17 protein-coding genes and 1 pseudogene are annotated in these 18,981 nt (G+C 40.2%); 6 read left to right on the top strand and 12 right to left on the bottom strand.

Translation table 11 applies throughout. The features are described 5' to 3' along the window. Nucleotides 1-2 precede the first annotated feature (2 nt). Nucleotides 3-2,387, top strand: a complete 2,385-nt coding sequence (locus FTU02_RS01435; protein WP_257232734.1) for a fimbria/pilus outer membrane usher protein — start codon at nucleotides 3-5, stop codon at nucleotides 2,385-2,387. A 29-nt stretch (nucleotides 2,388-2,416) separates the two neighbouring features. Here FTU02_RS01435 and FTU02_RS01430 read toward each other — a convergent pair whose 3' ends face one another. Next, complete coding sequence (locus FTU02_RS01430) at nucleotides 2,417-3,238, bottom strand: alpha/beta fold hydrolase (RefSeq protein ID WP_180155416.1); 822 nt, start codon at nucleotides 3,236-3,238, stop codon at nucleotides 2,417-2,419. 106 nt (nucleotides 3,239-3,344) lie between these two features. Beyond that, nucleotides 3,345-3,608: a PAAR domain-containing protein gene (locus tag FTU02_RS01425; protein ID WP_078193592.1), complete on the bottom strand. Its 264-nt coding sequence runs from the start codon at nucleotides 3,606-3,608 to the stop codon at nucleotides 3,345-3,347. A 513-nt stretch (nucleotides 3,609-4,121) separates the two neighbouring features. Between FTU02_RS01425 and FTU02_RS01420 the strand changes: the two genes are divergently transcribed. Then, on the top strand, nucleotides 4,122-4,553 hold the full coding sequence (locus FTU02_RS01420) for a hypothetical protein (RefSeq protein ID WP_180155414.1): 432 nt from the start codon (nucleotides 4,122-4,124) through the stop codon (nucleotides 4,551-4,553). A gap of 130 nt (nucleotides 4,554-4,683) precedes the next feature. Here the strand turns inward: FTU02_RS01420 and rapA are convergent, their stop codons facing one another. The 8 genes from rapA to FTU02_RS01380 all read right to left on the bottom strand — a co-directional run bounded on the left by rapA (nucleotide 4,684) and on the right by FTU02_RS01380 (nucleotide 13,244). Beyond that, nucleotides 4,684-7,521 (bottom strand): RNA polymerase-associated protein RapA, encoded by a 2,838-nt coding sequence (gene rapA, locus FTU02_RS01415; RefSeq protein ID WP_078188819.1) that lies wholly within the window; start codon nucleotides 7,519-7,521, stop codon nucleotides 4,684-4,686. A gap of 141 nt (nucleotides 7,522-7,662) precedes the next feature. Next, a complete protein-coding gene (locus FTU02_RS01410; protein ID WP_078188821.1) occupies nucleotides 7,663-8,307 on the bottom strand; it encodes an RluA family pseudouridine synthase in 645 nt (214 codons plus the stop codon). A 133-nt stretch (nucleotides 8,308-8,440) separates the two neighbouring features. Beyond that, nucleotides 8,441-9,145: a phosphopantetheine-binding protein gene (locus FTU02_RS01405; protein ID WP_180155412.1), complete on the bottom strand. Its 705-nt coding sequence runs from the start codon at nucleotides 9,143-9,145 to the stop codon at nucleotides 8,441-8,443. Between the two features lie 139 nt (nucleotides 9,146-9,284). Beyond that, nucleotides 9,285-9,578 (bottom strand): hypothetical protein, encoded by a 294-nt coding sequence (locus FTU02_RS01400; RefSeq protein ID WP_180155410.1) that lies wholly within the window; start codon nucleotides 9,576-9,578, stop codon nucleotides 9,285-9,287. 221 nt (nucleotides 9,579-9,799) lie between these two features. Then, on the bottom strand, nucleotides 9,800-10,213 hold the full coding sequence (locus tag FTU02_RS01395) for a heme-binding protein (protein WP_180155408.1): 414 nt from the start codon (nucleotides 10,211-10,213) through the stop codon (nucleotides 9,800-9,802). 103 nt (nucleotides 10,214-10,316) lie between these two features. Continuing rightward, nucleotides 10,317-11,615: a glutamate-1-semialdehyde 2,1-aminomutase gene (hemL, locus tag FTU02_RS01390; RefSeq protein WP_180155407.1), complete on the bottom strand. Its 1,299-nt coding sequence runs from the start codon at nucleotides 11,613-11,615 to the stop codon at nucleotides 10,317-10,319. A gap of 32 nt (nucleotides 11,616-11,647) precedes the next feature. Beyond that, complete coding sequence (gene thiE, locus FTU02_RS01385; RefSeq protein ID WP_078188828.1) at nucleotides 11,648-12,268, bottom strand: thiamine phosphate synthase; 621 nt, start codon at nucleotides 12,266-12,268, stop codon at nucleotides 11,648-11,650. A 592-nt stretch (nucleotides 12,269-12,860) separates the two neighbouring features. After that, a complete protein-coding gene (locus tag FTU02_RS01380; RefSeq protein ID WP_180077721.1) occupies nucleotides 12,861-13,244 on the bottom strand; it encodes a DUF962 domain-containing protein in 384 nt (127 codons plus the stop codon). 321 nt (nucleotides 13,245-13,565) lie between these two features. Between FTU02_RS01380 and FTU02_RS01375 the strand changes: the two genes are divergently transcribed. Then, on the top strand, nucleotides 13,566-15,026 hold the full coding sequence (locus FTU02_RS01375; protein WP_180155887.1) for an inorganic triphosphatase: 1,461 nt from the start codon (nucleotides 13,566-13,568) through the stop codon (nucleotides 15,024-15,026). 223 nt (nucleotides 15,027-15,249) lie between these two features. Further along, a complete protein-coding gene (locus tag FTU02_RS01370) occupies nucleotides 15,250-15,726 on the top strand; it encodes a hypothetical protein (protein ID WP_180155405.1) in 477 nt (158 codons plus the stop codon). Between the two features lie 23 nt (nucleotides 15,727-15,749). On the opposite strand, the gene FTU02_RS01365 is transcribed toward FTU02_RS01370, so the two are convergent. Continuing rightward, on the bottom strand, nucleotides 15,750-16,439 hold the full coding sequence (locus FTU02_RS01365) for a TetR/AcrR family transcriptional regulator (protein WP_257232733.1): 690 nt from the start codon (nucleotides 16,437-16,439) through the stop codon (nucleotides 15,750-15,752). A 117-nt stretch (nucleotides 16,440-16,556) separates the two neighbouring features. Between FTU02_RS01365 and FTU02_RS01360 the strand changes: the two are divergent. Beyond that, nucleotides 16,557-17,802 (top strand): annotated as a pseudogene (locus FTU02_RS01360) (MFS transporter). A 35-nt stretch (nucleotides 17,803-17,837) separates the two neighbouring features. On the opposite strand, the gene FTU02_RS01355 reads toward FTU02_RS01360, so the two are convergent. Further along, complete coding sequence (locus tag FTU02_RS01355) at nucleotides 17,838-18,470, bottom strand: hypothetical protein (RefSeq protein WP_180155402.1); 633 nt, start codon at nucleotides 18,468-18,470, stop codon at nucleotides 17,838-17,840. Nucleotides 18,471-18,578: 108 nt separating this feature from the next. On the opposite strand from FTU02_RS01355, the gene FTU02_RS01350 reads away from it, so the two are divergent. After that, on the top strand, nucleotides 18,579-18,980 hold the full coding sequence (locus FTU02_RS01350; protein WP_078188837.1) for a DUF3144 domain-containing protein: 402 nt from the start codon (nucleotides 18,579-18,581) through the stop codon (nucleotides 18,978-18,980). Nucleotide 18,981: the final 1 nt, after the last annotated feature.

Raw genomic sequence — 18,981 nt, 5'->3', positions numbered from 1 at the left:
CAATGCTGATAAGAAAATTATGCAAGATCCGCAAATCCCCGTCTGTGCTGATCCTGCTGCTGTGCTGCATTCAGTTAGAACATACGCAAGCGCAGGACGTTTCGCCTGCATCCACAGCAAAGCCGCCTGTAAGCAGCCCAAATTCAGAAAATGCAATTTTGGGGCTTTGGATTAATGGTGTAGACTTGAAGCAGGATGCATTTATCTTAAGGGAAAACGGCCAGACCTATATCGAATGCAGCCTTTTAAAGGGCGGATTTGTCGATATATCCAAGTTTACCCATTTAAATAAAGACAATCTGCAATATTGTTTAATTGACCGCCCGGATATCAGCAGTCAAATGGATGAACAGCATCAACTATTCAAGCTCAGCATTCCTGCGCAATATATGCTGGCGCAAAAGCTGTCATCTCAGCAGCCATACCTGCCAGATCTGCCCAATTTAGGCGGTTTTGTAAACTACAATCTCTATTTTCAAGATGGGGATTTTAATAAGCAGGCAAATGCCTCTACAGATTTAAATCTCTTCTGGAAAAATATACTTTTCAACAGCAGCCATGTTTTCCGGAAAAACTATAATCATGAGCAGGCTAATGTCCAGAACAGCAGCCGTTTAAATACCTCATTGAGTTTTGAGTTTCCAAAACAGATGAGCAGTTTAAAACTGGGCGATAATATCAGCACCTATACCGGCTTAAACCAGTCCTTCTATTTTGGCGGATTCAGCTTTGGCACCAACTTTACCAGCCGCCCGAATTATATCTATTGGAACACCCCCTCGATTGAAGGCAGCGCGCTGACTCAATCCAGCGTCGATTTAATTATTAATGGCACGCAAGCCTATAACGCCAAAGTCAATCCAGGCCAGTTCAATATAGACAGCAATCTTGGCTTTAATGGCCTTGGCAATGCTGAAATTGTCGTAAAGGATGTTTTAGGCAATACAACGGTCAAAAGCATACCGATCTTTGTCAATCAGCGCCTGCTGCGCCCCGGATTGACGGATTATAATATTTCCGCCGGCAAGCTCCGCTATAACTATGCCTATGATGACAATGATTACCGCGACTGGTTCGGAAGCGCCTATATCCGCAGAGGCATCAGTTCATCCACAACATTGGGCGCTGTTGCTGACTACAGCAAAAAACTGGAAAGCGCCGGGCTGTTATGGAGTCAGTATCTGTATAAGCTTGGCTTGCTGGAAGTGAATTCTTCCTATAGCCATGCAGATGACCTCGGTTTAGAAGGCTATACCGTCAATACTGAATTTAAGCGTGATACGCAATCGTACAGTATTGGCTTGCGCGCTCAGTATTACAGCCCAGAATTCCGTATGCTGGGTTTAGATGACTATACAGCCAGTTACCTGCCTAAGCAGGAAAGCCAAATCTATTTATCCAGAAATCAAATCCCATTCATTAACAACTTATCATTAAGCTATGTTGAAAGAAAATACCGCGAAGGCACTGACCGGCAGGATCAGCGGATTTTCAACTTAAGAACCAGCCAATCCCTCGCAAAAGGGCTTTTTGGCAGTTTAGGCATCTCCTATGATGCTGAAAGCGGCGACCGCGCCAGTGTTGACTTGATGCTGAGCTATAACTTTGATGACCGCAAGCATTCTGTCACCCTCTCACAGCATGATGATGACGAGACCAGCCTGCAGTTCAACAAGTATTCTTATGAAAACACTGGTTTCGACTACACGGTCGGCGCAAGCCGCTCACATGATGTATATTCCGGCAATCTCAGTACACGCTTTAAAACCAATGCCGGCGACTTGAATGTGCAATATTTGCAAACAGATGATCAAAAATATTACACCGCAAGCTATATGGGGTCACTCGTTTGGCTGGGCAATCGCTTTGACCTAAGCAAATATATCAACAACAGTTTTTCGCTCGTCCGCTTAAAAAATACGCCAAACATTGATGTGTACAGCAATGGCTCATATATAGGAAAAACCGATAAAAATGGAGAAATTTTCAGCTACAACTTAGCAGGCTATACCAAAAACAGCATTGCCTTTGATGAAAGCCAAGTCGGCATTGATGCCAATATTGCCGAAACATTCCATACCTTTATGCCAATGAATCAGCGCGGCTACATCGTTGATTTTCCAATTAGCAATCATCAAAGCAGAGATGTAACTTTCAGGTTTATTGATGCAAATCAGCAGGCTTTAGCCAGCGGCAGCGTGGTCCGTATTTTAGGCATTCCAAATGCGAAATACCCGATTGCCAGCAACAGTCTCGTTACATTCTATGACTTGATGCCTAGAGATTACAGTTTAGAAGTTCAAACTGCGGATAAAGTCTGTAAAAGTGAATTTACCTTGGGTCCCGATACAAAGGTCGATGAGCCGGTTACCCTCACTTGCCAATAACGCTCAAAAAGCATCAAAAAAGGAGATTCTTAAGAATCTCCTTTTTTTACAGCCTGTAAATTTATTATTTTTTGCACACATTGAGCGGTTACTTCCGGCTGCTCCAGAGGGAACATGTGCCCACCGTCAACCACACTGAACTCAACACCATACGTTTTTTTCATGCCTTGTGGCAAACCTTGTTTATAAAAATGGCTGTTATCTGCGGTGATAAGGTGTACAGGCATTTGAGGGGCTTTACGTGGAGTACGCCACCACCATGCAGGTACTGTACGGAAAATTTGCGCTTCCACGGCTTTTGGAATGCTGAGGGTCACGCCACCGCGTTTTTCATCAGCGCGAACACCTTGTGCAAAATAATCCTCAAAACATTGCGGATCAAAACTTTTAAATAAACGATTATTCCGTAGTGCCGTATAGGCTTCATCCAAATTTGGCCAATGGTCATTACGCTTCAATGTAATTGCCGCTGGGGTAAGTTTATCGACAGCTTTGAGCTTTAATTTTTGCATACCTTCAAAAATGGCAGACTTAGGACCGATTACGAAAGGTGGATCCATAATAATCAGTTGTGAAAACAGGTCTGGACGTTTATAAGCCGCCATAAGGGTGACTAAAGAGCCAAAAGAATGCCCAAGCCCAATCACTTTTTGTTTTGGAAATTGGTGCTCGATATCTGTTATGACTTGATCGACCAAATATCGCCAATCTTTGGTGATCGGATAGCGCTCATCCATACCAATAAGCGGAATCGCCTTCACATCAAATTGCGGTGCAAAGTAGGATAAAAACTTTCGATAACTTGCAGCAGGAATACCATTGGCATGGGTAAAATGGATCGCGCTGTTCATCTAAAACTCATCCAATCAACTGATGATGCCACATCATAAAGAGATCTATACGATTTAAACAGGACTCAATGAGTTTATCTACATGACCCCAAAGTCAGTTTGCAGATTATTTTTGTGAACCGACCATTGATTGATTCGGTAAAAATGTTGCGCCACAAGTGGTTTTATCTCCAGCAACCACAACACCTCGCCCCTTTACCGTTGTACTTTGATCTGCCGCGATCGCAGCCACAGTCGAATTACATTTCGGGCAATAATGTTTCATGCCGTTTAAATGCACCGCAATACCATTAATCACAAATGAAGGTTCACATTCTGAAACCACACCACCGTGTGACGTTTTACTACCTAAGGTAATTAAGGATTTCATATTTTTATTTTCTTCTAACGAACTGCTGAAATTTGAAGCATTTTAACGGAACTACCCACAACTCGCTAGCATCGACGTATAAATTTAACCAAGCCAAAACTTTACTTAACTAAATCATCAAAAAACGACATTAAGACAGTTCGTGATCAATCATTTGAATATGATGCTATCTCTGTATGTCCGAATACATTTAATCATTTCACTTTCATAATTCAATCGACATCAATCACGACAGCTTATGTCGCGATGCCGATTCTTTTACTAATCAAAGCATGTATATTGGGTATCGCAATGAGCATGAAGCGTAGCACCCTATTTTACAATTTCAGTATTTAACTGAGCTTCGAATCAGAAAATGGCGCTTTTCTACGCCATGATTAACTTTAGAACGTTCATAGACTGAACACATTATCCAAAACCATTTTTAGAAAATTTTAGATTCGAAACGTAGCAACATTTCATTTTATAGCGCAGATAAATAAAGCATAACCATTCTATTTTTCAGGAGGTTTTATGATTTTAATAAATGACTTTGATTTAACCCAACCGCAAAAAGTCATCGTGTTAGACCATACACTAGATGACTCAACCCTGTTAACTGAAGTACTCGCCTTGTGTAAGACCGCAGACCCAGAGCTCATCGTGGCGGAAAGCAAAGAGGCTGATTCAGTCTTACGCTTATTACCTGAAATACATGCTTATTGTGGTGCCATGGCCTTAAAACAGCCGCTATGCAATGACATCAACTTTGATTTACTTATTGCTCATTATGCAACACGCAGCCAAGCAGACCGCTGTACAATCCAAATTCAGTTAGCAAAAAATCATCCAAAGTATACAAAGCTCGATGGCATATTTTATATGTTGGATGAACATGAAGATTTTACTCAAGCCGTAGAATTGCTGAAAAATAGTTACTTTTTTATGCCGATGTCGACAATTTAAATTAAAAAATAAAATATTTTAGATTTAGATTTAGATTTAGATTGAGCTTAAATCTGTACTGAGTGATTTTGCAGCTATAAATTTAGCCATAAAAAAAAGCACCCTAAGGTGCTTTTTTAAGATTCTTAACTTATGGCTTAACCACTACCATAATTTGAATCGCTTCTGGTGTAACCGCCAGACCATCAAGCAGTGTTAAACCTTCTTTTTGCAGTTTTTGTAAACGTGCAATTTCGTCTTCACGAATACTTGGGTTGAACTGCTTCAAATAAGTCAAACGGTCAATTTCATACTGCCATTTGCTACCATAGATTTCTTTGGCTTGTTGTTTAAAGCCCGGTAATGCGCCACGTGCAATTTCCAGCGCTTGCGTATAACGCTGTTCAATGACATCACGACGCGCCTTAACCACTTGGCGGCAACTGTTGCCATCAAGATGATGTAAATAAGGACGTAAAATTTCAGGTGCAATTTTTTGCGATAAATCCTGACCTTTTTCGCTCAGTAATACACGAACCAACTGTTGTGGCAAACTTGACGGCAAATTCAATGCTTTTGGTGCAACCACATCGACTTTAAACCACACTTCCATTAACACAGAACCTTGTGGTAAAGCTGCTGATTTCAATACAGCAACGTTGGTACTACCAAAGCTTTGTGTATTAATCATTTCCATCACACTTTCAGTGAATGGATGCTCAAGTGTTAAATACTGAGCATCTTCACGAATCTGTGCTTGGTCACGATAGAACGTCGCCGTCATGCCTTCTTCGTCCAAAGTCAGACCCTGAACTTGCATTTGATCTGTTGGCTTGATGATCACTGTACCGTTACTTTGTTCATCAAAATCAATGTTTGTAGACGCCATGAAGCGCTTCATAAACATTGGCAACGTAGTATTGTCGTCGTAGTCTTCAAGTGCAGTCACAATTTCTTGCGCTACAATTGGACGGCAAGAGTTGTACTCAAGTAAACGGTCACGACCTTCTTGGAGTTCAGCTTCAAGCGCTTCACGTTGTACACTCACCGCTTCGAGCAAATCTTCGAACTCTTGACCTTTATCTGCCAACAAACAATCTTTCAGATTGACAATGAAGTTTTCTTGTAAGGTTTGCGCAGTCGGCGAAATATTACAGAAAATATTTAATGCTTCGTTATACCAACGGAACATACGCTCTTGAGCAGTACCAACCAGATAAGGCACATGAATTTGAATACGATTTTCTTGACCAATACGGTCTAAACGACCAATACGTTGTTCAAGTACATCTGGGTTTGCAGGCAAGTCAAACAAAACTAAGTCAGATGCAAACTGGAAGTTACGACCTTCAGAACCAATTTCTGAACATAGTAAAATTTGCGCACCGTATGACTCTTCAGCAAAGTAAGCTGCTGCTTGGTCACGCTCTAATAAGCTCATGCCTTCATGGAACATCGCTGTGCGAATACCCGCATGCAAACGAAGTACATTTTCTAAAGACTCAACCACTGGACCACTACGTGCAATTAATAACACTTTTTTGTGTTTCAAGTCTGTACGCAGACGTTCCATCAACCACATCACACGTGGGTCGGTTTCCATCCACGAGCCATCAAGCTGCGCTTCTTCAGGCCACATTTGTTCACGTAGCTTGCCATCTTTAGACCAGTTTTCTGGAGCAGGTAATGGTGCAGGCTGACAATCACGCCCCGGAAAGCCTTGAATCGCTTCACGAGTATTACGGAATAAAATACGACCAGTGCCATGACGGTCTAATAATTCGTGAATGGCACGGAAGCGCTGTTCTGGCTCGTCAGTAATTCGATGACCTAATAGACTTTCAATCGCTGCCAAATGCCCTTCTTCGAGTGGTAGATCAGACATGAGCACTTCAGCAATTTTAGCTGTTTGGTGATACTGCTCTTCTTCATCCAAGAAACGATCAAGCGAACTAAAACGTTGTGGATCGAGCAGACGTAAACGCGCAAAGTGACTTTCCACACCTAATTGTTCAGGCGTTGCGGTTAATAACAAGACACCCGGCGTTTTTTCAGCAAGTTCTTCAACAAGGTCATAACGGTCATTGCCGCCTTCTTCTTCTGACCACATTAAATGATGAGCTTCATCGACTACGAGCAAATCAAACCCAGCTTCAAGGGCTTGTTCACGCAAGTCATCATGGTCGATCATCAAATCGACACTCGCAATGATGCATTGTTCTGTTAAGAATGGGTTGAGATCTGGATCGTGTTCTTTAATTGATGCTGTACGTGTCAGATCAAATAATGAGAACTCAAGATTGAAACGACGACGCATTTCAATCATCCATTGATATTGCAATGAATCAGGTACTAAGACCAAGATACGTTCTGAACGACCCGTTTTGAGTTGCTGATGAATAATCAGACCTGCTTCGATGGTTTTACCTAGACCCACTTCATCAGCAAGTAATACACGTGGAGCAAAACGTTTACCCACTTCATGCGCAATATACAGTTGGTGTGGAATGAGACCCACACGTGAACCTACCAAGCCACGTAGAGGGCTAGACTTCATATTGGCTTGAAGAAGCAGTGCTTCGATACGCAGGTCATACCATTCTTTATAGTCCACTTGGCTTGCAAGCAAACGATCTAATGGTTTTGCTAACTGAATACTTGCACCAATACGTGTTTCATTCAGTGCTTTACGCTCTTCTGTGCCATCGGCAAGTTTACGTACCGCGTTATAACGAACCACGCCACCACGGTCTTCAAGAGATTCGACAATCCAAATTTGACCTTCTTGGTCTTGGACTTCGTCATTTACATTGAAAACAATACGAGATAAAGGTGCATTGTGACGGGCATAGACACGAGTTTCATCACTTTTCGGGAATAAAATGCTGACCGATCGCTCATCAACATCAATAAGAACACCTAAACCCAGTTCCGTTTCTGTATCTGATAACCAACGTTGACCAATAGCAAACTGCTGCAATTTTTCCACCTTTTTCTCAAGTTCGGTCTGAAAATATTATGCTCAAACTGTGAACGTTATTTGAGCAAAAATCTAGACCATAAAGCAATATATTTTGACATAAAGCCCACTAAATAGTGAGCAGAATTCTTAGGGATTTAAATGATTTTCCTAAAATGGTACAGGACAGTGAAATTCCACTGTTTGCTCTGTTTCAGGATGGTTAAAACTCAAGCGCTCAGCATGTAAACATAAGCGCGGCATCAGCTGCTGTTGCTCAGGTGTTGCATACAAAGTATCACCAACAATAGGATGACCTAAATATTGCATATGAACACGAAGCTGATGGGATCGACCGGTAATAGGAGTTAACACTACACGTGTTACGGCTTGACCCTGAATCTCAAAATGTTCAGTGGCTTTCCAATGCGTAAGTGCAGGCTTATTATGTGCAGGATCGGCAATATGCAGTGGCGGATGTTCTGGGTCATACACGACGGGTACATCAACAGTACCTTCACCTTCGAGCGTACCCGCAACCAATGCCTGATATGTTTTTGAAGTTTGACGTTCTTGGAACTGGCGTGAAATTCGATTTTGCCCTTGACGGGTTAATGCAAAAACCAAAATACCTGAAGTATCACGATCCAAACGATGGATGAGCAAGGTATTCGGTTCAATTTTTAATAATCGATTGATAACACAGTCTTGTAAATCTGCTGTTTTTCCCGGAACTGTGAGTAAACCTGCTGGTTTATGGATCACCATAAAGTCAGTGTCACGATGTATCAGGTGTTCGGTTAGAAAATTACTCAAAGTTCAATCCAGTTCTGATCTCGAAAAACAAGGCGGCAATAATAAAAAGCTTAGCCAACAATTACAATGCACAAAGGCATATTTCCCGACGTATTTTCCGATTTAGAACAAAAATAATTCCAATTGGCTTTGTTTAGTCTGTACTGAGCAATTTTTCTAGCAATGCTTTTAGACTTGCATCATCTAAAAAGTCTTCATAACGAATGTTTGCACCATTGGCACGCCACAACCCAATTAAGCTGACCATGGCAACGGAATCGAGTCCATAACTGCGTAAATCGGTTAAGGGATCTATTTCCAATGCGTCCATATCTAACTGCTCTGCAATAGCCAATAATATGCCTTTGGCTGACAAAACGAATTCAGTTGGTGCTGACAGATTCCAAAGCCGCATCAAATTATAACTACTCATATGATGAATCCCTTGGCCTGACATGTAGTCCACCCACTGAATATGCTGTTCCAGATTATTCATCACAATCGCATCATCCACGATACAGATTTGCTCGGTTACGCTATATAGGTGCGGCAAGATCTGTTTCAGCATAGGCGTGATTTGCCCTGCAAAGATGAGCTGCGGGTGTGTTGTTGCATATTCACCGAGCTGCTGCATGCCTTGAAGTAAATCATCGCCATATAAGTCGACAATGGGAATCTCTAAGGCTTTGGCTTTATTGGTCAGTTGGATCAAATTTTCCATCAACTTCGTATCTTGTATACCCTGCTGCATGCGTAAATTTTGTAAGCCAACCAGTACCAATACTGACTGTGTTGATGACAGTTGCCATTTTGCTTGAGATGGTGCAAATTGGATTTTTTTGGGCATTGGGTACAGCATGGGAGATGAGTCAACTAATTATTAATAAATTAAATTTATGCTAGCGTAGATACACAAAAGTAATAAGTTCTTTGCTATTTACCTATGTAAACATAAACATTTCGTACAATCTTCATTATATTAAATGGATTTAATTTTGCTAAGCCTTATATTCTTTAAATGCTTGAAGCATTTCCTCTTTCTTTTCTTTAGAGGCATCTAGATATGAGTAAAATCTTTCATAATCTGTTCCAAATTGGCTACTTTCAATTCTTTTTGCCAAGCCATCAATAAAACTTTTTCCTTGAGTCTGATACTGCTGAATCGCTTGTTCATCTAGGCAGATAGTTTTCTCCCAAGAAATTGCACTTATATTTATAAAAACATTGAGATATATATTTTCGCTATCCTCATATAGTTCCCAAAAATAAGGTTCTATTTCTATTAGCTGCATTCTACTAGTATTCCTAAACTTTTAATTATTTTTACAATTAACATAATAAACGTTATACGAAACTCTTAAAATTTTAATATAAGTATCAACAACTTAACTAAATCCACTCCAATAAACAGTGCACTGGAACGGTTTTTTTGTGATTATTCATGTTCGACGCATCATTGGCTATGAAACTATGAATTTCAATATAGCTAAACTTAAAAATCTCTAAGTAAGTTTTATACTTGCGCCAAAAACTTCTCAATCGCCTGCTGTGCAATTTCTGCATCCTGAAAAGACTTTACGCCAGACACGCCCATCGCACCCACCAACTGCCCTTCGTACAAAATCGGCTCACCGCCTTCCAACATACCATTAAACGTCTGCATGGTTAAGAAACCCATCTGCCCGCCTTTTATCAAGTCTTCAAATAATTTAGATGGGCGCTTACTGATGGCTGAACATTTGGCTTTTTCTAAGCATAGATTTGCTGTCATTGGCGATGCGCCATCCATACGTTTCATTGCCAACAAATTACCTGTCTCATCCGTAACCGCAATGCTGACATAAAAACCATTTTCTACTGCATAAGTATGTGCTGTGTTTAGTAAAAATTCTGCATCTGCCAAAGTTAAATAATGCTTGGTTTTCATTTAAAAATCCTTTTCTTAAAAAACTGAACTTAAAACAACAAAAAAAGCCCACAGCAGGCTGCGGGCTTTATTCTAAAGCAGAAATTACCAATTTAAATGAAAATTACTTCATTTCAGCAAAAACTTCTTTCGCCATTTCAATGGTAAATGCAATATCTTCATCGCTATGTGCGCTTGAGAAGAAACCGGCTTCAAATGCAGACGGTGCAAGGTTAACACCACGTGTCAGCATGCCATGGAAGAAAGTGCGAAACGCATCTACATCACATTTCAAAATTGAATCAAAACCAGTGATTTCAGTTTGATCTGTAAAGTAAATACCAAACATACCGCCCACTTGCTGAGTAAAGAACGGAATGCCCGCTTCGTCTGCAGCAGCTTGTAAACCAGCAAGCAAACCTGCCAATTTTTCAGTCAAAGTTTCATAGAAGCCCGGCTTACGCAGATGTTTAAACATCTCAATACCGGCACGCATAGCCAATGGGTTACCAGACAATGTACCTGCTTGATACACCTTGCCCAGTGGTGCGATGCATTCCATCACTTCGCGTTTACCGCCAAATGCACCAACTGGCAGGCCTGCACCAATGATCTTGCCTAATGTGGTCAAGTCAGGCGTAACGCCATAATGCGCTTGCGCACCGCCAAGACCGACACGGAAACCTGTCATTACTTCATCAATGATAAAGACCGAACCATGCTCATCGCATACATCGCGAATTGTTTGCAAGAAACCATCAATCGGTTTCACCAAGTTCATGTTGCCTGCTACAGGTTCTACAATCACACCTGCAATTTCTGAACCGAATTTTGCAAAGCATTCTTTCAGCATCGCAATATCGTTATACGGCAGTGTTAAAGTGTGTTTTGCAAAATCAGCCGGAACACCTGCAGAAGTCGCTTCACCTTCACCCTTGGTCAATAAGCCAGAACCTGCTTTCACTAAAAGCGAATCTGAATGGCCATGGTAGCAGCCTTCGAATTTTACAATCTTGTCACGGCCGGTGTAGCCACGAGCAAGACGGATGGCGGTCATAGTCGCTTCAGTCCCTGAGTTGGTCATACGAACCAATTCAATAGACGGCATAATTTCGCAAATAATATCCGCCAAAGTCGTTTCATGAACGGTTGGCGCACCAAAACTCAAACCATCAACAGCCGCTTCTTGAACCGCTTTAATAATGTCGGGCTGCGCATGACCTAAAATCATTGGCCCCCAAGAGCCGACATAGTCGACATAGCGTTTTCCGTCTACGTCATAGAGATATGCGCCTTGCGCTTTTTCGATAAATACCGGTGTACCGCCTACACCATTAAATGCGCGTACAGGAGAGTTTACGCCGCCAGGAATATGCTTGCTGGCTTGTTTAAATAATTGTTCTTGCTTAGCAGATAAGCTCATAAAAATTCTCTACTTATTCAATCTAAAAAAAATTAAGCTTGTTCAGCAAAAAGCTCAGACCATTCATAAACACGACTGCTAACAGCAGACATTGAACGACCTAATACATCACTAATCACAGCACAAAGATCAGCACCTGCTTCAATGACTTCTGCTGAATTTTCTACAGTTAAACCACCAATTGCACAAATAGGTACATTTAGTTTCGCTTTGGCTTGTTTTAGCGTTTCTAAGCCAATATTGCCTGCTTCAGGCTTAGTTTCAGTTGCAAAAATGGCACCAAAAGCCACATAGTTTGCACCGTCTGCAATTGCCTGCTCAGCCAGTTCTAAAGAGTTATTGCAGCTTCGACCGATCAAAACATTTTTAGGTAAGCGTGCTACAGCTTCAGCAATTGAACCGTCATCTTGCCCTAAATGGACACCCACACCATATTGAACTGCAGTTTCGAGATCATCATTAATGACAAAAGGCACTTTGTACTGATTACACATATTTTTCATGTACTCAATTTCATAAGCCTGATCTTCCTTTGCCACTTTTTTACGACGATATTGCAAAACAGCAACTTCATAAGTTGCCATCGCGCCTTCAAGCTTGGCTAAAAGCAATTCGATAGGATCATCATTGGTAATGAGGTATAAACCACGCATAGTTCAATCACAACTTAAAACTTTTGAATATTATAACGATTAGGTCTGTGAAATGTTGCTTGGGACATAAAATTTTAATGCTTTGCTGCTGAGAAAGTTATATTCCTTTTCACAGGACTACTTATATAAATGTTTAATTAAATTTTCTGTAGAAAATGGCAAAAAATACCTATTTTCAGGTATAGAACAAAACTGATACAAATTATTTAATAGTGCACCAGAAGAACTCAAAACTCAGCGCATAAAAACACAACACTTTTATAAAAATAAAAATGTGTAACCTATTAGACTTTTTGGTGCTTGGTAAGAAGCGTTTTGGGGAGCGTTCAGAGCATCAAAAAGTCTAACCTATTTTATAAAAGTTTTTATTGTTATATATTTCAAACAATAGACTTTTCTAAGGCCATAAAAAAAGCCTAGAGAAGGTCACTCTAGGCTCGGAAAACTGGGGTTTATCGACTATTCATGTTTTAGATAAGAATTAAATAAACAATATGAACATTATTAGACTAATCACTCTAATTTTGCAAGTCATTTACTCAAAAAAATCACACCCATATCCATAAAAATTAAGCGTTTGATTAATAAACAATTAACTATCAATCTTATCTAAATTGCGGTCTTTTAAGCTTAAGTTCCCCTTCACAATATCAGACAGCATGCGCCAATCGGAAATAAAACTGTACAAAGGTTGCTTGAAACTAGCTGGCTTATTTTTTTCAAAGAAAAAATGTCCGACCCATGCACAGGCATAGCCTGAAACCAGACCATAAGCAAAATATTTCGGTTGTTTTTTTAAAATTGCTTTTGCAAAAAAATAGAGACCTATACTGCTGCCGGTGACATGTAAACGTCGACTCATGATATTTCGATGTTCAGTCAAATAAAACCGATAAAATTGCGAATACTCACGAATAGGTAACTGAAATTCGGGCTTTAAATCTCGATTAAACTCGGGTTGTACTTGTGAATTCATGTTGTGCTCATCCTGAACTTATTTTAACCAACATAGCTTAAAACTCTCCCACTTTAAAGGCGTAAAATTTTATTTTGATCCCATGAAAATCGAACCATTGTGAATTATACAATTGATGGAATATCCATCTTTTAAAACTTTTCTTAGTCCAAAAGCAGAGTTTTCAAATCCGTCAAGTCTTACTTCTCAACTGTTTTTCGCTACAATCGATACGCGTTTAGCTGATAGAAAATTTACGCGCATTTTAGTTTTTCATTTTTATAAAAATTTAAAGATCGCTTCATGCCAGATCATGAAGTTGTGACATCAGGACAGAAAACCATGGTTGAAGTTGAATTAAAGTTCCAGATTCCAGAAGCACGTCGAACTGCATTATTAAAAGCACTCGATCCAAAAAAATCGGAACAAATTCAACTTAAAGCTAAATATTTTGATACCCCAGATCGGAAAATGGCACAGCAGCATGCAGCCTTGCGTCAACGTCTAGAGGGAACGCGTTGGATTCAAACCTTGAAAGCTGCAGGTAAAAGCCACATTGAACGGTTTGAACATAATCTTGATTTGGGCGAGCAAGAACAAGCTCCTGCCCTAGATTTATCGGTCTATGCCAATGAAGCTGAAGTTCAGTCAGTTTTAAAAACCACTTTAGGCGATCAGCAGGATTCGTTACAACTTCAGTTTGAAACAGATATTCTCAGAACTTATCGCGTCATAGAGTTTGAAGATGCCAAGATCGAAGTTAGCTTAGATGTCGGCTGTATCCGCAGCAACAGCACAGAAACAGAAGTTCATGAAGTTGAATTTGAGCTTAAAAGTGGCTCTATTCAATCACTCCTTGCCTTTAGTTTCGAATGGGTTAAAAAGTATCATTTATGGTTAGATGTCCGCAGTAAAGCGGAAATCGGGAATTTGCTGGCGTTTAATCAAACTGTGAGTCCAGCAGTTGAGGCTAAAGAATTTCAACTCAGTAAAAAAGACACTGCCGCAAAAAACTTACGACTTTTAATTGCACAGGAAATGCAGCATCTTCTGCCTAATATTGCCGCAATTTCTGCAGGTGTGGCTCAGGCTGAGCACATTACACAAGCTCAGAAAGCACTCCATCATTTACAATTAACCATTTCGCTATTTAAAGATTGGAACAGTGATATCGTTGAAAAATGGGCTGTGCAATTGGGTGCATTTAAGCAGCAATTTGAACAATTACACCATTTTGAACACATGCAAAATACCTTGGGTGGCTTTTTACAAAACCCAACGACTTCAGAAAATTTAACCAAAGATATTTTGTATGCCAAAGAGAAGTTAGGCAATTTGGTTAAATCGACTCAAAATGTACATCATTATCTTGAGCTTTTAATGTTTAGTTTGAAATTCGATAATGCACCGCAGCAACATGATTTTAAATGGTATGCTCAAACAACCCTGCAAAACCAATATAAAGCCCTCCAAGAGGCTTTAAATGATGCCGACATTAACAATTTTGAAAGCTTAGACGTGCTTTCTCAACGCATACAAGAGCTTAAATTTAGCTTCCCAATTTTGACGTCTATTTATGATGTAAAAAACTTGCAGAAATACAGTAAAGCGCTCAATGATGCACAAGTCGCAGCTCAGGAATACCAAGTCCTTTCCTCTTCTGCACAGTATATTCAGCAAACAGAGCTGGAAGCTAGCGATTGGTTTGTTCTCGGTTGGTTGACTGCAAAGCAAGAGGTTTATGCAGATAAACTTTTAGAAGCGACAGAACAATTCCTTGTGAGTCGAAAACTCATTAAATAAAACCTAAGGGAGATTGAATGAGTCTCCCTTTTTATTTGCGTCCCACATTATTATATAGATATTCATTTATTGGACATTCAGATTCGAATTCGTCTATTTTCAATTCATCAATTCCTTAGTTTTACTCAGTTACATTGAAATATTTTGAGAAACTATTATTTTTGTTTTCTGGATAAAAACTTTTAAAATAAGCTATCTGAAAAATTAGATTCAGGGTGGTTTTATGTTGAATAGTCACATACCTGTAATTCATCCCCTATTTTCATTTTCACTTATATTTATCCTTTTCCCATTACTAAGTGCTTGTAGTGAACAACATAAGCCTGTGCAAAGCACCGAATTAAGGCGCACGGCATCCTTACAAGTCGAAAAGCCGCTTTCTCCAACTCAAAACTTTGATCAGACACGACGAACCTTTAAAGTCCTGCGCAATAATAATGAGGACTATGGTGATGAGTCTTACCAAATCAAAACCGATGCTGGCACACTGAGTATTTACAGTATGAACTTGAATCCGCAACAAGGTCAGTTACTATCTAGCGTCAAGTCCGGAGAATGTCTAACTCTATCGAGTCAAAGCGATAATTTAATTGCGGTTGATGGTTATATCAGTGTAATGGAATTAGGCGACATCAAAATTCACCCCCTGCAAATAAACTTCAGCATAGTATTTGCATATCAGTCATTCAAAAAAAACTAAAAAATTGCGTTAAGACTATGCTGCTATTGGGGGTTTAATTCATAATCCATACTGATTTGACCTTGTGCTAATAACTCCCATGATCTCATTGCATTACTCACCATGCGCTGTAATTGTATCAAGCCCATGCCATCACGCGCTTGTATGGTCATTCCTTGTAATAAGGTCATATAAAAATCAGTCAATTGCTCTGCATGAGCCAAACTTTCAATTTCCGCATTGTGCACACCTATAGCGAGCCGATCCATAATTTTTGTTTTGGTATAGGCACGTCGTTGTTTGAGCTGTTCTTGTACGATTTGGTTTTGCTGTGAACAATTCATTGTTGCCACCACCACCATACAACCTTTAGGTTTATTGGCTTGTACCAAATGCTGAATACTGTCATATAGGTACAATTCCATCGCAATTTTAGCCGTTTGACCTGCTTGTAGAATTTTTTCTGCAGGCTGAACTTCGTGTTCACTATAGTATTCAATACATTTTTCAAAAAGCGCCGTTTTGTCGCCAAATGTGCCATATAGGCTAGGTGCGGTGATATTCAAAGCTTGAGTTAAATCACTGATGGACGTTCCTTCATAGCCAAATTGCCAAAACAACATCATCGCCTTTTCCAAGGCTTGCTGTTCATTAAAACATTTAGGTCGTCCACGCTTCTTGACCGAATCGGCTGGATTAGCGTGCTGATTATCTTGCTTTGAATCATTCATCATAAGCTAACATTTATATTTTATAACGTTCACTAATAAAATAATTGACGCTCACAATTTAATCAAATAATTTATTTTTATAACAGTCACTATTAAATTAAATAATTAAGGTGTAACGCTATGAATCCGCATGCTACAGCTTTAAAACCAGATGAACAGTTGACGCAGCAGCCTGATGAATCTTCTCCCAATCAAGGGAATTGGTTTGCAATCCTCACGGTTGCCATTACAGCTTTCGCACTAGTCACCAGTGAGTTTTTACCTATTGGTGTGTTAAATGCCATTGCTCTTGATTTAAAGATTAGTGTAGGTACCGCAGGTTGGGTGATTACCCTGCCTGGCATTATGGGTGCGGTCGCAGCGCCCCTGCTTTCTGTTGCTGTGAAGCAACTTGACCGTCGTATCTTACTGATTGCCTTAACCGTGATTATGGTCATTGCTAATTTTATAACTGGCTTCACAGAAAGTTTTGCACTGTTGTTGTTTAGCCGTTTTCTACTAGGCATCGCTATCGGTGGATTTTGGGCAACAGCCATAGCTTTGAGTGGACGTGTTGCACCCAGTCATCTCGCCATAGCCAAAGCCACTGCGATCGTCATGGCAGGAGTTACCTTAGCGACGGTTTTAGGTGTTCCATTAGGTACATGGCTGAGTGACTGGTTAGGTTGGCGTAGTGCGTTTCAAATCATTGCAGCGATTGGCATCATCATTTTAGTTTTAGAAATCAAATTCCTCCCAAAACTCCCACCCACTTCGGCTATTCGATTTAGTGATTTACCCGCACTGATTCAACATGATAAAGCACGTAAAGGCCTGATTATTATTTTATTAATTGGTTTTGCTCATTTTTCTTCTTATAGCTATCTCGCCCCATTTTTTAAGAATCATGCAGGCTTTGATGCGACCACCATCAGTTCATTATTATTGATCTACGGCATCGCAGGTTTCTTTGGTAATTTATTTGCAGGTTATAGCAGCAACATCAATGTCCGCTATACCCTTGCTTTTGTCGCATTCAGTTTTATCGTGGTATTTTTTAGCTTTCCACACTTTGCAGTTCACTTATTCGGTGCATATCTTTTAACCGCATTATGGGGTTTCGCCTTTGGGGGCATTTCCTACTACGGCGAATATCTGGATGTTTGTACATGCCCCTGAAGCTGTTGAAAAAGGCATGCCGCTGTTTATTGGTATTTTCCAACTCATGATTGCGTGCGGTTCTCTGTTTGGCGGCTATATCGTCGATCATTTTAATGCCAATACCTTATTGTATTCAGTCATGATCTTTGTCGCCTTTGCCATAGTGGCTATATTTACTTTAGGGCGTGGATTAAATAATCCAAAGCTTCCTTGTGCATCAAACTAAGTCCACGCTCTAAATGATACCGTCAATACATTTGATTAACGATATTTCCCAAAGATTTTCCACGTATTGTTATCGGCTAAAGGGTCGCTATAGCTATCACTACGGGCTTTACGTGGTTTGTCACGGGCATCCACCAATTTAAAGTCGTTTTCGACACTGAGTACAATGCCATTCACATAAAAACGGGTACGGGTGTAATCACTTTGCCCATGTTGAAATACATAGGTTCTGAGGTCGATAAATTCACGGTGTGCGACCAAAGCTGCCGTGTCATCGCTGTCCAGCCATAGTCGCATCGCTTGAATTTGATCAGCTTCAAACTGCCCACATTTTTCAACTAAGCTGGCAATACCCCGAAAGGTTTTAGATTCTTTCGCACGTGTTTTGTTGATTCGAATACGATCCACGTGAAAATAAAAAAGCGGCAGATTCAAATGACTCGGCAAATGGACTGCATCGAGGACTTCATCTTCCATAAAGGGCTGAAATAAGTCCTGAGCACGTTCAATTAAGCCAGTCCACTGCGCATAATATTCGGCTACTTCAAACGCTGTACCATAATAAATGGGCAGCCCTTCTACATTGGCTAAGGTTGAGGGCGGCCAAACATTTTGTCGAAGTAATGCAATATCACTTTTCAGACTTTGCACTGCGTTTGCATCTTGCATGGGGTATTCCACTTTACTTAGGCTATTTTTTTAGATTAAGTCAAAGGTTTAGTTTCTGCAAGGCTTTGCCTATAATACTGCATTAGATTTTTATGCTAGGACACATTCATGGTTCAAAAGATTGAAGCTACTGATGTAACCGAAGAAGAAGCGTTGAATGCAGCTTTCTTTGAACGTGCGGATGAATTTATTAAACAAGCCAATGAATTTTGTCGTGTTGAAAAGGGTTCTCAAGTCAAACCTGCAGAAATGCGCGGTCAAGTGAGCGCTGCCATGTTATTTGGTACCGCTCGTTTTAATACTTGGGTTGCTGCAAATGGCTTCAAAGATGGCAAAGAAATGCGTGATGCCAAAGATCAAGTGATGTCTTATATTCTTCAACAATTTCAAATGATGCTTGAAGATAATTATGATGAATATTGCGAACAGTTTGAAAACTATCTTCGCTTCCGTCATAACGAAGAATTCCATGCAAATAAGCATGATCACGACCACGATCATCAGCATTAAT

Origin of the sequence: Acinetobacter sp. YH12045 (genome assembly GCF_013419925.1) — a bacterium.
In the GTDB taxonomy this organism is placed as follows: domain Bacteria; phylum Pseudomonadota; class Gammaproteobacteria; order Pseudomonadales; family Moraxellaceae; genus Acinetobacter; species Acinetobacter amyesii.
Note: the sequence above shows the minus strand (reverse complement) of the source record. Positions and strands in the feature narration are given on the sequence as shown.

What these genes read in the sequence shown, in the direction of transcription:
- FTU02_RS01400 (WP_180155410.1), bottom strand. Translation starts at nt 9,578, where the DNA reads ATGCAGCTAATAGAAATAGAACCTTATTTTTGGGAACTATATGAGGAT.
- FTU02_RS01350 (WP_078188837.1), top strand. Translation starts at nt 18,579, where the DNA reads ATGGTTCAAAAGATTGAAGCTACTGATGTAACCGAAGAAGAAGCGTTG.
- FTU02_RS01365 (WP_257232733.1), bottom strand. Translation starts at nt 16,439, where the DNA reads ATGATGAATGATTCAAAGCAAGATAATCAGCACGCTAATCCAGCCGAT.
- FTU02_RS01375 (WP_180155887.1), top strand. Translation starts at nt 13,566, where the DNA reads ATGGTTGAAGTTGAATTAAAGTTCCAGATTCCAGAAGCACGTCGAACT.
- FTU02_RS01395 (WP_180155408.1), bottom strand. Translation starts at nt 10,213, where the DNA reads ATGAAAACCAAGCATTATTTAACTTTGGCAGATGCAGAATTTTTACTA.
- FTU02_RS01405 (WP_180155412.1), bottom strand. Translation starts at nt 9,145, where the DNA reads ATGCTGTACCCAATGCCCAAAAAAATCCAATTTGCACCATCTCAAGCA.
- FTU02_RS01355 (WP_180155402.1), bottom strand. Translation starts at nt 18,470, where the DNA reads ATGCAAGATGCAAACGCAGTGCAAAGTCTGAAAAGTGATATTGCATTA.
- thiE (WP_078188828.1), bottom strand. Translation starts at nt 12,268, where the DNA reads ATGCGTGGTTTATACCTCATTACCAATGATGATCCTATCGAATTGCTT.
- FTU02_RS01370 (WP_180155405.1), top strand. Translation starts at nt 15,250, where the DNA reads ATGTTGAATAGTCACATACCTGTAATTCATCCCCTATTTTCATTTTCA.
- FTU02_RS01380 (WP_180077721.1), bottom strand. Translation starts at nt 13,244, where the DNA reads ATGAATTCACAAGTACAACCCGAGTTTAATCGAGATTTAAAGCCCGAA.
- FTU02_RS01420 (WP_180155414.1), top strand. Translation starts at nt 4,122, where the DNA reads ATGATTTTAATAAATGACTTTGATTTAACCCAACCGCAAAAAGTCATC.
- hemL (WP_180155407.1), bottom strand. Translation starts at nt 11,615, where the DNA reads ATGAGCTTATCTGCTAAGCAAGAACAATTATTTAAACAAGCCAGCAAG.
- FTU02_RS01435 (WP_257232734.1), top strand. Translation starts at nt 3, where the DNA reads ATGCTGATAAGAAAATTATGCAAGATCCGCAAATCCCCGTCTGTGCTG.
- FTU02_RS01425 (WP_078193592.1), bottom strand. Translation starts at nt 3,608, where the DNA reads ATGAAATCCTTAATTACCTTAGGTAGTAAAACGTCACACGGTGGTGTG.
- FTU02_RS01430 (WP_180155416.1), bottom strand. Translation starts at nt 3,238, where the DNA reads ATGAACAGCGCGATCCATTTTACCCATGCCAATGGTATTCCTGCTGCA.